12 protein-coding genes are annotated in these 12,728 nt (G+C 43.0%); 6 read left to right on the top strand and 6 right to left on the bottom strand.

All coding sequences use genetic code 11. The annotated features are described in order from the left end of the window. Positions 1-60: 60 nt before the first annotated feature. Positions 61-1,296 carry an acetate kinase gene (locus tag AK823_RS01315; RefSeq protein ID WP_068034058.1) on the bottom strand — a complete coding sequence of 412 codons (1,236 nt, stop codon included), beginning with the start codon at positions 1,294-1,296 and terminating at the stop codon, positions 61-63. A gap of 741 nt (positions 1,297-2,037) precedes the next feature. On the opposite strand from AK823_RS01315, the gene AK823_RS01325 reads away from it, so the two are divergent. The 4 genes from AK823_RS01325 (at position 2,038) to AK823_RS01340 (ending at position 6,271) form a co-directional block, all read left to right on the top strand. Beyond that, a complete protein-coding gene (locus tag AK823_RS01325; RefSeq protein WP_068325623.1) occupies positions 2,038-2,370 on the top strand; it encodes a lipoprotein in 333 nt (110 codons plus the stop codon). A 157-nt stretch (positions 2,371-2,527) separates the two neighbouring features. Beyond that, positions 2,528-3,883, top strand: coding sequence for a diaminopimelate decarboxylase (gene lysA, locus AK823_RS01330; protein WP_068325626.1), 1,356 nt, complete (start codon positions 2,528-2,530; stop codon positions 3,881-3,883). A 481-nt stretch (positions 3,884-4,364) separates the two neighbouring features. Then, positions 4,365-5,252: a diaminopimelate epimerase gene (gene dapF / locus AK823_RS01335; protein ID WP_068034066.1), complete on the top strand. Its 888-nt coding sequence runs from the start codon at positions 4,365-4,367 to the stop codon at positions 5,250-5,252. 41 nt (positions 5,253-5,293) lie between these two features. Further along, the gene (locus AK823_RS01340; protein ID WP_149031874.1) at positions 5,294-6,271 is read left to right on the top strand and encodes a tyrosine recombinase XerC; all 978 of its coding nucleotides are present in this window, start codon (positions 5,294-5,296) and stop codon (positions 6,269-6,271) included. Between the two features lie 47 nt (positions 6,272-6,318). Here the strand turns inward: AK823_RS01340 and AK823_RS01345 are convergent, their stop codons facing one another. Next, positions 6,319-7,209, bottom strand: a complete 891-nt coding sequence (locus tag AK823_RS01345; RefSeq protein WP_068325629.1) for a nitrilase-related carbon-nitrogen hydrolase — start codon at positions 7,207-7,209, stop codon at positions 6,319-6,321. A 302-nt stretch (positions 7,210-7,511) separates the two neighbouring features. Between AK823_RS01345 and AK823_RS01350 the strand changes: the two genes are divergently transcribed. Together AK823_RS01350 and raiA are read left to right on the top strand one after the other, a co-directional pair. Next, entirely contained in the window at positions 7,512-9,200 is a 1,689-nt protein-coding gene (locus AK823_RS01350; RefSeq protein ID WP_068325631.1) for an RNA polymerase factor sigma-54, read from the top strand. 666 nt (positions 9,201-9,866) lie between these two features. Next, positions 9,867-10,247 carry a ribosome-associated translation inhibitor RaiA gene (gene raiA, locus AK823_RS01355; RefSeq protein ID WP_068034073.1) on the top strand — a complete coding sequence of 127 codons (381 nt, stop codon included), beginning with the start codon at positions 9,867-9,869 and terminating at the stop codon, positions 10,245-10,247. 108 nt (positions 10,248-10,355) lie between these two features. Here raiA and thiS read toward each other — a convergent pair whose 3' ends face one another. From thiS to AK823_RS01375, 4 genes are all read right to left on the bottom strand, one after another. After that, positions 10,356-10,556 carry a sulfur carrier protein ThiS gene (gene thiS, locus AK823_RS01360; protein WP_068034075.1) on the bottom strand — a complete coding sequence of 67 codons (201 nt, stop codon included), beginning with the start codon at positions 10,554-10,556 and terminating at the stop codon, positions 10,356-10,358. A gap of 145 nt (positions 10,557-10,701) precedes the next feature. Next, a complete protein-coding gene (locus AK823_RS01365; RefSeq protein WP_068034077.1) occupies positions 10,702-11,067 on the bottom strand; it encodes a DUF423 domain-containing protein in 366 nt (121 codons plus the stop codon). A gap of 56 nt (positions 11,068-11,123) precedes the next feature. Further along, on the bottom strand, positions 11,124-11,987 hold the full coding sequence (gene rpoH, locus AK823_RS01370; RefSeq protein ID WP_203226502.1) for an RNA polymerase sigma factor RpoH: 864 nt from the start codon (positions 11,985-11,987) through the stop codon (positions 11,124-11,126). A 259-nt stretch (positions 11,988-12,246) separates the two neighbouring features. Then, entirely contained in the window at positions 12,247-12,705 is a 459-nt protein-coding gene (locus AK823_RS01375; RefSeq protein ID WP_068034081.1) for a sulfurtransferase TusA family protein, read from the bottom strand. Positions 12,706-12,728: the final 23 nt, after the last annotated feature.

Below are 12,728 nucleotides of genomic sequence, written 5' to 3' on the forward strand. Positions count from 1 at the left end.
TTATTAAATCCTTTAGGAAGTCATAAAAAGCGCTTACTTCTCGTAGAAGCAGTCTCCTTTTTAAGCAAGGCCTAGCGCTAGGCGGGTCTCTTGCGCAATACGGCACTCTTCATCGGTTGGCACAACCCAAAGCTCAATGCTGCTATCATCGCTATGGAAGCTACCTTCGCTACCACCGACTAGGCTTGCGTTTTTGTCGGCATCAAACTTAATACCGAAATGACGCATGACATCTAAGATGCGTGCACGAGTAGTTTTTGAGTTTTCACCAATACCACCAGTGAAGACAATACCAGTAAAGTCAGGTAGCGCACAGCTTAGGCTGGCTAGATATTTACCAACGCGATAACAGAACATCTCAATGGCAAGCTGCGCATCTTTATGGCCTTCGTTGGCCGCTTCCTCGATGGTACGTAAGTCATTAGATAATCCTGAGATACCGAGCAGACCACTTTCGCTGTTGAGCATCTTATCAATCTCTTCTAAGCTCAAACCAAGCTGACGCTTTAAATGAATATGTAAGCTTGGATCAACATCACCGCTACGCGTACCCATCATCAGGCCTTCAAGCGGTGTTAGTCCCATACTGGTATCCAAGCTTTTGCCATCATAGACGGCGGTCGCAGAGCAACCATTGCCTAAGTGTGCGGTTAACCAACCATGAGGGCCTTTGGCATCTGTAATCTGGCTAGCACGTTCTGAGACGTAAGCATGCGAAGTACCATGGAATCCATAACGACGAATTTTGTGGTCTTCATATAATGATTTCGGCAGCGGATAACGGAAGGCAACTGGCGGCATAGTTTGGTGAAAGGCAGTGTCAAATACGACGACTTGTGGAATTTCAGGATAGATAGCTTGCACAGCTTCAATGCCAAGCGCGTTGGCAGGATTATGTAGCGGTGCTAATACTTTTAGGCGTTTTACTTCTGATAGCACATGCTCGTTCACACGAACAGCTTCTGAATATTCACGGCCACCATGAACCACGCGATGACCGACTGCAATGAAGTGATACTGCTCAAGTAGCTCAAGGATTTTTTGTAAGGCTAATTCATGACGACCACCTGCAATGGCAATTTCAAGCTTTTTGCCATCTAACGTATTGTGTTTAATACGGGCAGTATCCAGACCTAGGTTTTCGGCCAGACCAGTGATACGGGTTGATTCATCTTCGCTGATTAATGCATATTTGATAGAAGACGAACCACAGTTAAGTACCAAGGTGGGGTTAGTCAATGTTGATGTCGTAGTATTTTCATCGTTAAAAGCGGGATTAATGGCGCTGTCGCTCATGCTCTATCCTTAGATTATTTTTAATGAGGAGGTGTTGCTATGTTTATCAAGCAAGTAGTGAATCAATAGGATTACCACTCGTTAAATAAACACAAACTAGCTACACCTATGTTGACACCTGTCAAACAAGAAGGTCGCTGATTTGCTGATCATCTTGGGCTATAATTTTCTGTGTTTCGCATGCTAGCGTATCTGTGAGCTACACGCTAAAGCATTATTACAGCCATACGGTCTGAATATAATGTAACACATTCTTAGTACTACACCACGATAACTATAAGGTTAAAGATTGGCGCTCGTCAAGGCACTACAACAACTGTTCACCGAGTACAGCTATAGGGCTTCAGTTGCTATAGCAAGTGCTATAAAGGCAGGTTTAGTAGTAATCAAAATTGTAAGAAAGTTTGTCAGTACAACTCTAAACGTCTCTTTTAACCACTTTTTAAATATTAAAGCTGAGAATAACTAACGTGGTACAAACTAGAAATAATCGAAAAGATAGATGTAAATTAAGCTTATATTTTAGGTTGATTTGGACAAAAAATAGATAAAATTGTCAGTCAATAAAACTCAAGGCGAGCACAGCTTTACTGAATAATGCTATGATTGGAGCGTGCTGAATTTCAACGATTTTTAGTCATCAGTAGTTAGCCGCTTTTTACTTATAATTCTTCGTTTATAACGAGTCACTTATAGCTATCCTTTGTATAGCATCTTCACCGTTGCAAGGTCATCTGCCATATGTTTACTATACGCCGCTTTTTAGATACTAAACGCATTCAAAATTTATCTACCAACTCTGGTCGTCATGCTATCTGGACTTTGATGATCGGCAGCGCTGTTATGCTTGGATTGTCGGGTTGCGGACAAAAAGGGGATCTTTATATAGCAGCGCCGAGTAGTCAGACGGTTGCAGGCAATGCAGAGTTGCCAGCCTCAGATCAACTAGATAGCACCAGCCACCCACAAGATGCTGCCTTTGCTAATATCGGTGATGACAACTATGACAAGAGCAGTTACTTAGAGCAGCAGCAAGTGCTGCCCGCTGCCAGTAACGATCCCAACGATTACTAGTTTTATTTTTTCCAATGACGCCTTTTCCAATGAAGAGTTTAATAGTGAAGTTCTGTTCCCTTTGAACTTAAGTCTTTTGAAATTAACACTTTTAAGCTTAAATCTTTTAAATTAATGCTTTCAAAATTGATAACCTGATTAGATTAGAGAACCCGATATGAGCGATTCTGAATTACAAGCCGACTGCGTAACTATCCATACTGAGCAAGGAATGTATGTTGATCCTACTGCCTTAACCGTCCATCTATCTGAACTGCACTATAACCAAGATGAGTTATGGATGGAGAAGGTAAGTATTAATGAGTTGGTAGAGCGCTACGATACGCCATGCTACGTATACTCACAGCAGGCAATACTTGATGTGTATCAGGCCTATAGCGACAGCTTTGCGGCGATTGATCATCAGATTTGCTATGCGGTAAAAGCAAACTCAAACCTTGCTGTGTTAGGGGTGCTCGCGGCAGCAGGCGCAGGATTTGATATTGTCTCGCGCGGTGAGCTTATGCGCGTATTGGCAGCAGGTGGACAAGCCGACAAAGTCGTGTTTTCAGGAGTTGGCAAAACGAAAAGCGATATTGAATATGCATTAACCCAAGGTATTGGCTGCTTCAACGTTGAGTCTATTAGTGAATTAACATTAATTAATGAGGTAGCGCAGCAACTTGATAAGCGTGCACCGATATCGCTACGGGTCAATCCCGATGTCGATGCCAAGACCCATCCCTACATCTCAACTGGTCTAAAAGACAATAAGTTTGGCATTGCCCATGAGCAAGCGGTAGCGGTGTATGAGCAGGCTACTGGTTTATCGCATATCGATATCGTTGGAATTGACTGCCATATTGGCTCACAATTAACGGAAGTCGAACCCTTTATTGCTGCTTTAGATAAAGTCATTGAGCTGGTTCATAGCTTGCGCGAAAAAGGTATTGAGCTGCGTCATATTGATTTGGGCGGTGGCTTAGGAGTGCGTTATATTGATGAATCGCCAGTTTCTATCCATGACTTTGCACAAGCCTTATTACCAAAACTAATTGAGCTTGGCAAGACAGTGTTCTTTGAGCCGGGTCGCAGTATGGTTGCCAATGCGGGTATTTTGCTTACCCGTGTTGATGTGCTAAAGCCTACGGAACACAAGAACTTTGCCATTGTTGATGCTGCGATGAATGATTTGATTCGTCCAGCGCTATATCAAGCTGAAATGGCAGTAATTCCCAACGTATTACCTAACAAAGGTGTCGACACGGATGGAACTCAGCCATGGGATATCGTCGGTGCGATTTGTGAGACTGGAGATTTCTTAGCAAAAGATCGTTTACTGTCACTCGCAACTGGCGATATTTTAGCGATTACTGGTGCAGGGGCGTATGGCTTTACCATGAGCAGCAACTACAATTCACGTCCGCGTGCAAGTGAAGTCATGGTTGCAGGTGATAGCCATCAGCTGATTCGCAAACGTGAAACTGCTGAGGCACTATATGCAAATGAAATGCTTTGGCAAAATGAACAATAATATAAATGTGCTTTAAAAAGAATATCCTACTGCTGGAACCAATTTTTTGAAGCAATAGAACTGGTTTAATGGAACTGGCTTTTTGCATAGGTAATACTGACTGTTAAATAACAACCCATTGTTGTCATGACAATGGGTTTTTTATGGCAATAGTTATAGTGACTATTATAGTAATTATTATAGGAGCTATTAGATTGATTATCATAGTATGGTCAGTCCTAAATAAAAGAAGTACATAAATTATAATGCACTACTGGAATAAATTTTCCTTGCTTGCTGTGCCTACGCAGACAGAGGCTGCGCAAAATTTATCTCAGTAGTGCTGTATTTATTTTATAGTGGATCTACTATAGTCGCCATAGTATCTATAATTAACGGTTTTAGTAGGATTCATACAGTCTCTGGCTCGCTGATAGTTATCATTGTATCTGACAGCATGCTAATATAACGGATACATAAAAATAGAATAGGACACAAGGATATGCTAATAGAATTTACCAAGATGCATGGTCTGGGCAATGATTTTATGGTCATCGATTTGGTGACCCAGCGCTTAGAGTTGACCAAAGAATTGGTACAGTTATTGGGTGACCGTCATTTAGGTATCGGCTTTGATCAGTTGCTTGTCGTCGAGCCGCCGATGCGTCCGGATGTGGATTTTAGTTATCGTATTTTTAATACTGATGGTACTGAGGTTGAGCAGTGTGGTAATGGAGCGCGCTGTTTTGCCCGTTTTGTCCAAGCGCGTAAGCTTTCATTTAAGCAGCGCCTGCGAGTCGAGACAGCTAGTGGTATTATTTCTTTGACGACGGACCGTTATGGCTGGGTAGAAGTCGATATGGGTAAGCCCAAGTTTGCGCCGGATGAGATTCCATTTACCCCTAGAGCGACGACCAAGATTCAAAATGCCTATCATTTAGATGTAAATGGTACGCCTGTGCAGCTTTATGTGGCCAATATGGGCAACCCGCATGCTGTCATCAAAGTCGACGATGTACTGGACGCTGAAGTCGAAACCTTAGGCAAGGCCATTGAATCGCATCCGGCATTCCCAGATAGAGTCAATGTAGGCTTTATGCAAATCATGAATCAGCGTCATATTCGATTGCGTGTCTATGAGCGCGGCGTCGGTGAGACCCAAGCATGTGGCACTGGAGCGTGTGCAGCAGTTGCGATTGGCATACGCGAAGGCTGGCTTGATGAAGGCGAAGATGTGCGCGCACAGCTATATGGCGGTAGCATGATTATCCGCTGGCAGCCCGGTTACTCAGTCATGATGACGGGTCCAACCGCCTTTGTTTATGAGGGCGTATTTAGTCCAGATGGCTTAATGGCGCAAGCAGGTATCAAGCCCAGCCCTGCCAATTAAACAAGCTGTATTTTTAGCGTTAAGGGCAACGCATGTCTCGCATGGATAGTCATACTTATAAGCAGGCGCAGTCTATAGAGTTGGATGAACCATTACGTGAGCTGTTGTCACCTGTCCACCGATGGCTAAATACTTTGGCTGTGCGCAATCACTCTGTGCATACCTTGACGGCTTATTTTGCTGGATTAAATCAGTTGGCGTTATTCTTACGTGGTAAGAAGCTGACGTGGACACGTTGCGACAAACGCCAGTTGGCTCAGCATATTAGTCAACGTCTTGATGAAGACAAGCTTGCGCTTGCTAGCGTGCAGCAAGAGCTATCTGCTATTCGGCATTTTTATGGCTGGATGATTGAAGAGGATTTGGCACGTATCAATCCAACCACTGGCTATCAATTAAAGCGCAGTCCTAGACCATTGCCATCTATTGCTGATGTGGATTTACTTACCCAATTGCTCGATCAAGAGAGGCCTGATACACCTGAGCAGGCACGCCTGTGGTTGCGTGATAAAGCGATGTTTGAATTGCTATACAGCAGTGGGCTGCGGGTAGGTGAGTTGGTGGCGCTTGATGTCACCGACGTAGATTTGTCCGATTTGCGTGTGCGTGTGACGGGTAAAGGTAATAAAACACGCATAGTGCCGATAGGCGCTAAAGCTGCTGCTGCTATCAATCGTTATTTGCCGCATCGAAATCTGTGGGTGGAGCACCAAGACAGCGCTCTATTTATCAGTGAGAAACTGGGCACTCGACTATCAACGCGTGCCGTACAGCAGCGTCTAAAAGTAGCAGCAACGCGGGCTGGCATCGCCCAAAATCTGTATCCGCATCTATTACGCCATTGTTTTGCTTCACATATGCTCTCAGGTAGTGGCGACTTGCGCGCCGTACAAGAGATGCTAGGCCATAGTGATATCAGTACCACGCAGATCTATACACATGTGGATTTTGCTAAGTTAACCCAAGTCTATGACCGTGCCCATCCGCGCGCCACACACAGTCAAAATGAGAAAGATTAGCAGTGGTGTTAAGCCAGACGTTAACTTATGCTAAACGATGACGTTGATTATGCTAAGCGATGGCACTGAAAAATAGGCAGTTTTTGCCGTGCTTGCTCTTGAACATGCTTGTCTAAGTCAGCGAATACTAACGCATAGTTTTTATCTTGGGTTTGAGTAGTTAGATTGCTGTCATCATAGCTATCCTTGACGGTACCATCAAAAGCAGTAATGGCTGCATGTCCCCACGTCTGGCGGATACTACCATTTTTATAAGTATGATCACCGCCTTGCGCCGCTCCAACCACCATACATTGACTGTCCAAGGCGCGAGCTTGCAACAGTAGCGACCAATGCGCTTGTCCCGTTAAATACGTAAAAGCAGAAGGAGCGCTTAATATATCTGCTCCAGCTTGACGCAGACGCTGAGCTAGCGCTGGAAAACGTAAATCAAAACATACCATCATTCCTAGTTGATAAACCGAATTATCTGCTTCAATTGGAGCGACTACCGTCTGTGTCCCTGGCTCAAATGTCGCTGCTTCATTATAGCTGCCTTGCTTATCGGCGACGGTTGCGGTAAACAGGTGAATCTTGTCATAGCGTGCGACCTGCGTCCCGTCAGGGCCAAACAGCTGACTGACTTGGCGCAAACGTCCATCGGGTACGGTAACGCCATCTGGACGATAAGAGCAGGGTAGCGAGCCGACTAGTAAATGAACATTATTTGCACGCGCATAATCTGCTAAGGTGGCAGATAGGGACTCAAAGCGCTCAGCGGTTGCAAACTGCTGCCCCATGCTACAGCAGTTCTCAGGTAACATCACAAGCTGTGCTCCTTGCGCACTGGCGTCACTAATAGCAAATTTTATAGTAGCAAGGTTGGCATCGATGTCTTGCTGGCTATTCATTTGTACGCCAGCGACGGTAAGTTTATGATTTTGTGTGCTGTTATTCATATATTTATTCTCAGTGATTGTTTTAAGATATAAATTATCATAGCAAAATTGCTGCAAAAAATGCTATCGTCATTATTCAATGTAGTGGTACTTCAAGTAGTTGTACTGCAAGTTACTACGAACAAGAAAGATAATTTAATCTTATTCAACTCGCTCAGATTAATGCTCTTAGTGCTTGTATTTGTTTTGCCAGCTATTTTAATTTTTGCAAATAGTATAAGCTTATAGAAACACTACTAGTTCTCAGTGGACAGTTAACCCATATAACCAAAGCAATATCATTGGAGTGTAATACACCAGCTATGAGTATGTCGTTTGGATTGGCGACCGCGCTAACTACCTCACAAAAGCTAACCCCGCAGATGCAGCAAGCTATCAAATTGTTGCAGCTCTCTAGTCTTGAGCTTGCACAAGAGGTTCAGGCTAAGCTGGATAGTAATCCATTACTCGAGCGCGTCGAGGAAGATGAGTATGGAGATAGTGGTGATGAACTCGCCGACGATCTAGATGATTCCTTGACGCTTGAGATGTGGAACGGCGATAGCGAAATTGGTGTATCTACTGATCTATCTGATTCACCAGCTACCGATGATGCTTTTGATTATGACACTGCCGAATATGACGACACATTCAACGATAGCTTAGATAAATTGCAACAGGCAAATATTGATGGCAGTGCTATGGATAATACTGCGATAGACAATGACTATCAAAGCAATGATTATCAAGGTACAGATAGCGATGAAAGCTATAGCAGCTATGATCTTGGTAGCTTTAGTGGCAGTAGCGCAGCAGTAAGCGCAGATTATGATGAACTTGATGATTATCAAGGGAGCACCAGTACTAGTATTCAAGACTATGTACGCTGGCAGCTTAATTTTAAACGTCTTTCAGAGACAGATACCTTGATCGCAGAGTATCTCATGGATTCGATGGATGACATGGGTTTTGTGCAGTTAGATATTGACGAGTTGCTAAAAAGTCTAGAGACAATGGCAAGTTTTTATCAATGGGATGACCATATAGAGCGCGATGAGATAGAAGTGGTACTGCGCATTATCCAATCTTGTGATCCATTAGGCGTAGGCGCACGTAATTTAAGCGAATGTCTCGCTATTCAATTGGCTAAGCTTGACCCTGACACTGCATACCTCCAGCATGCACAAGCCTTGCTGTCTGCTAGCGAGCATTTGGTTAGCAATAATATTAAAGCATTAACCGATACTACTGGCTTGTTATCTGCACACATTACCCCCGCACTTAGCCTATTACGCACATTAAACCCTGCGCCAGGCCTATCATTTCAAAGCAGTCAGCCTGATTACACTCAGCCGCCTGCAAGCTACGATATCCCTGATGTATTAGTAACCCCAATACGTCGCACCTCTAACGGTAAAACACCAGATGGTGGCTGGCATGTACGTCTCAATCCGGCCACATTACCGAAACTACGAGTTAACCAAGAGTATGCAAACTTAGTCAAGCGTGGCGATGATAGCTCCGACAATCAGTATTTACGTGAAAACCTTACAGACGCACGACTATTTATTCGTAGTATCGAGGAGCGTAATCAAAACCTGCTTAAAGTTGCGACCAGTATCGTACGCCGTCAAGATGAGTTTTTGCAATATGGTGCTACAGCTATGCAACCTTTAATACTAAAGGATGTCGCTGCTGAAGTTGACCTACACGAATCTACAGTGTCGCGTTTGACCACCAGTAAGACGATTCTAACTCCGCAGGGACTGTTTTCGCTCAAGCATTTCTTTTCGTCACACGTTAGCAGTAGTGATGGGGATATTTCTTCGACCGCTATCAGTGCCATGATTAAGCAGCTTATCAATGACGAGAATCCAAAAAAGCCTCTGTCCGATAGCCGTATCCAAACCCAGCTACTCACTGACGGTATAGATATCGCGCGACGTACCGTTGCTAAATATCGAGAAGCGATGAATATTAGCTCCTCCACGCAGCGCAAGCAAAAATACTAGCCGCTAATACTAGGGTATGTCCTCAATCTGCACGAGTGAACCTCTCATGGGCTAAAAATGGCTATATTTCCGTCACTCTTTGAAAATTTCTAGACAATATGTTCATATTCTCTGCAAAACTTCCTTTGATTGACAAAAATCTATCTCATTTTTATTACCATTATCAAAATGAGGACACGCCCTAAAAGTCGTAATATTACATATTACAATACTAACAATCACCATGCCCAAGACCATTTAAAATTTACAGATAGTCTTTGCTGAAATTGTGACCAGATTCTGTCGTCCAAGCTTTATATAATACTAATTAGCCAAAAATACCAGCAGCCTGTAGAAACAATTGGCATCTACTAGAAAGATAACTATATTCGTTTATATAAATAAAAAATAAAAAGTCCCAATTATATATAATTAAGAAAAGAACAACAGCTATGATTACATTTAGTTACAATATAGCGTCTTGCTACTCGTCAGTTTTCATGACAAATTAGAGGTATATCAATAATAAATATTAAGAGGTTTATCTATATTATTAATATGTGGTGACAAACGGATATGCCACAGAATATATGAAGAATCAATTGGTGTTATTGATGAGGCAAGGTGGCAAAGGCAGGAGTGCCGACCCATCTGTTGACTATAAGTAATAAATATAAGGATCAGCATATGAATATTTCTATCAGTGGTCACCATATCAGCGTAACCGATGCAATGAACACAGCTGTACGCGATAAGCTTGAGAAAGTAGAGCGTCACTTCGATCAGATCCAAAGTATTCAAGTGATACTGTCACTAGATAATAGTGGAGCGAACGATGGTGGTAAAAAGAGCCATAAGGCTGAAGCCATCATACGTGTATCAGGGAAAGAGATGTTCGTCCAAGCTTGCGACGATGATATGTATAAAGCCATTAATGAGATGGCAGACAAGCTCGATAGACAAGTGCGTAAATATAAAACTCGTCAAGAAGCTAAGAAGACTCAAGGCGCTGGGCGTGATGGACGTTATGAAGACATACTAGGGGCTGAAGCTGCTCCAGCTATTTAGAAAAACTGGTATTCAACAAAGAAAATATAAATAAAACGTTAATAATAAAAAGACCTCAACATGTTATGTGTTGAGGTCTTTTTAGGTTTGAGATATTTGATATAAAAGTTAGCCACCACCGACTGCTTGTACTACTTCAATACTCATACCTTCAACAATACGTAACTGTCCAAGTTCACTTTTTGGGATTAGCTCACCATCGACTTCAACTGCATAGCGACCAGTACTCAATCCCAGTTCATTAACGACTAACTGTACGGTCTGATGAGTAGTTTGTAAAGTTCTGCCATTAACATGAATAGTGCTCATAATATTTGCTCCCTCAAAAATGATGATTTGTATCAATAGCTATTCAGCTTATCGTTTTAAGACAATGCTTTAGAGCTAAGCTTCAAGGCAATGCTTCAAGCTCTTGTTTTAAAACAAGATAGCTCTATAGTTATCTGACCATTCGCTATTTGTCCATGCGAAATGCAGTCACTGCCAGCCATAACCAACCCGCTATCAATAATACGCCACCAATAGGCGTAATAGCGCCAAACCAGCGCGGTGCCCCTAGAGTCATCGCAAACAAGCTACCAGCAAAAATAACAATACCAATTTGCAGTAACCAAGCGGTGGTTTGAGTCGCATAATTCAAGCGAATCAGGAGTCCAACGAGTAATAGACCTAGTGCATGAATAAATAGATACAACGTTGCCGTATGCCACCATGCCAGCTCTTGAGCATTGACCATATTTTTGATGGCATGAGCTCCAAAAGCACCTAAGGCGACAGCGATAGCAAGGTTGATCGCTGCAATACCTATCCAATTTAACATTACACAACTCTTATTATAGATTATCTATCAATGTTGCTAATGGCACGTCCGGCTATTTACTGAACATCATCAGGCAAAATGACACTCTCAATAGTCATTGCATCGCGGATTTTGTCCATTGCATTTTTTTCGATCTGGCGCACCCGTTCTGCTGAGATAGAGTAGACAGCTGCTAATTCGTGCAAGGTAGACTTCTGTTCTGTCAGCCAGCGCTGCTCGACGATATCACGTGAGCGATCATCCAAGGTATCCATTGCCGCAATCAGTGCTGATGAGTTATTCTCTTCCCAATCAGATTCTTCTACCATCTCGGCAGGATCGATACCATCTTCTAAGAACAACTGCGGAGCATAGCGTCCATCATCATCGTCACTCGATTGAGTCTCAAACGATGCGTCGTATGAAGTCAGTCGCGACTCCATCTCCAAAACCTGCTTACGCGTGACATTCAGATCATTGGCGATAGCATCTGCTTCTTCTAACGTCAGCTGGTTATTGGTCTTTTTTAGGCTACGCAAATTAAAGAACAATTTACGATGGGCTTTGGTCGTCGCAACTTTGACAATACGCCAGTTACGAATCACAAATTCATGAATCTCAGCTTTGATCCAATGGACGGCAAAGGATACCAGACGTACGCCTTTATTTGGATCGAAGCGCTTAACTGCTTTCATCAACCCCAAGTTACCTTCTTGAATCAAGTCGGCCTGTGGTAACCCATAACCCGAATAGCTACGGGCAATATGAATGACAAAACGTAGGTGCGACATAACGAGCAAGCGTGCAGCCTCAACATCACCTTCATCATAATAGCGATGGGCAAGCTCTTGCTCTTGAGTAGGCGTCAAAATTGGAATTTGATGTACAGTATTAATATACGCACCCAAATTCACTCCAGGTGCAGACAGATGAGTGGGCATCGCGGGTACTAAATCACGTGTGCTGGTATCTTCTAAGGCACTAGCATCGTAAGGAGGGCGCTGTGCGGCAGCATTAAGTGCTGCTTCACGTGCGGCATTTTTTTCAGTACCAGCACTGTTTTGCGTCTTTTTCGTTGTCGACGATTCAGTAGAAGGAGTAGCCATATTCTTGACCTTGATTAAATAGGTAAGCAAATATTAAATGAGCAAATATTCAGATAAAAATCTTTATTGTCTTAATTGTAAAGGATAGCGACGCTTAGTTGCTATCGGTTTTGGTAATGATGAAGTGAAATATTGTATCGGACGGCTCTGATAAGGTGTTGTCAGCAGTTTGCGGCTTGGTCATCTGGTTAATTGTCAACAGTAACTGATTATCGCCATCCATTTGGTGAGTTTGCTGACAGAAAGCAGTAATATCTGCTTGAGAGTTAGGATCAGTTGCCACAACATACAATGACTCACCACTCGCCACATTACGCAGTGCTACTTTAGTTTTTAGTAGCGGCATTGGACAAGCAAGACCGCGTCCATCTACCATGTTTTTTATCCTAACAATCGGTTGAACATCGTCTATAACATCTGTCATCTGAATGTCACTAATACAGTCCGTCGGTAATAAACGTAGTAAGGACGCAATCGTATGCTGCTCAGTATTAGATAAGGTTTGCTGTAAATATACATGATAAGGTGTATACAAATGGCTTTCAGCGGACATAGACGAAACCCTTAAACTCTTAG

It is taken from the genome of Psychrobacter sp. P2G3, assembly GCF_001593285.1.
Taxonomy (GTDB): domain Bacteria; phylum Pseudomonadota; class Gammaproteobacteria; order Pseudomonadales; family Moraxellaceae; genus Psychrobacter.

What these genes read in the sequence shown, in the direction of transcription:
- dapF (WP_068034066.1), top strand. Translation starts at nt 4,365, where the DNA reads ATGCTAATAGAATTTACCAAGATGCATGGTCTGGGCAATGATTTTATG.
- AK823_RS01345 (WP_068325629.1), bottom strand. Translation starts at nt 7,209, where the DNA reads ATGAATAACAGCACACAAAATCATAAACTTACCGTCGCTGGCGTACAA.
- raiA (WP_068034073.1), top strand. Translation starts at nt 9,867, where the DNA reads ATGAATATTTCTATCAGTGGTCACCATATCAGCGTAACCGATGCAATG.
- AK823_RS01325 (WP_068325623.1), top strand. Translation starts at nt 2,038, where the DNA reads ATGTTTACTATACGCCGCTTTTTAGATACTAAACGCATTCAAAATTTA.
- lysA (WP_068325626.1), top strand. Translation starts at nt 2,528, where the DNA reads ATGAGCGATTCTGAATTACAAGCCGACTGCGTAACTATCCATACTGAG.
- AK823_RS01315 (WP_068034058.1), bottom strand. Translation starts at nt 1,296, where the DNA reads ATGAGCGACAGCGCCATTAATCCCGCTTTTAACGATGAAAATACTACG.
- AK823_RS01365 (WP_068034077.1), bottom strand. Translation starts at nt 11,067, where the DNA reads ATGTTAAATTGGATAGGTATTGCAGCGATCAACCTTGCTATCGCTGTC.
- rpoH (WP_203226502.1), bottom strand. Translation starts at nt 11,987, where the DNA reads ATGCCCACTCATCTGTCTGCACCTGGAGTGAATTTGGGTGCGTATATT.
- AK823_RS01350 (WP_068325631.1), top strand. Translation starts at nt 7,512, where the DNA reads ATGAGTATGTCGTTTGGATTGGCGACCGCGCTAACTACCTCACAAAAG.
- AK823_RS01375 (WP_068034081.1), bottom strand. Translation starts at nt 12,705, where the DNA reads ATGTCCGCTGAAAGCCATTTGTATACACCTTATCATGTATATTTACAG.
- thiS (WP_068034075.1), bottom strand. Translation starts at nt 10,556, where the DNA reads ATGAGCACTATTCATGTTAATGGCAGAACTTTACAAACTACTCATCAG.
- AK823_RS01340 (WP_149031874.1), top strand. Translation starts at nt 5,294, where the DNA reads ATGGATAGTCATACTTATAAGCAGGCGCAGTCTATAGAGTTGGATGAA.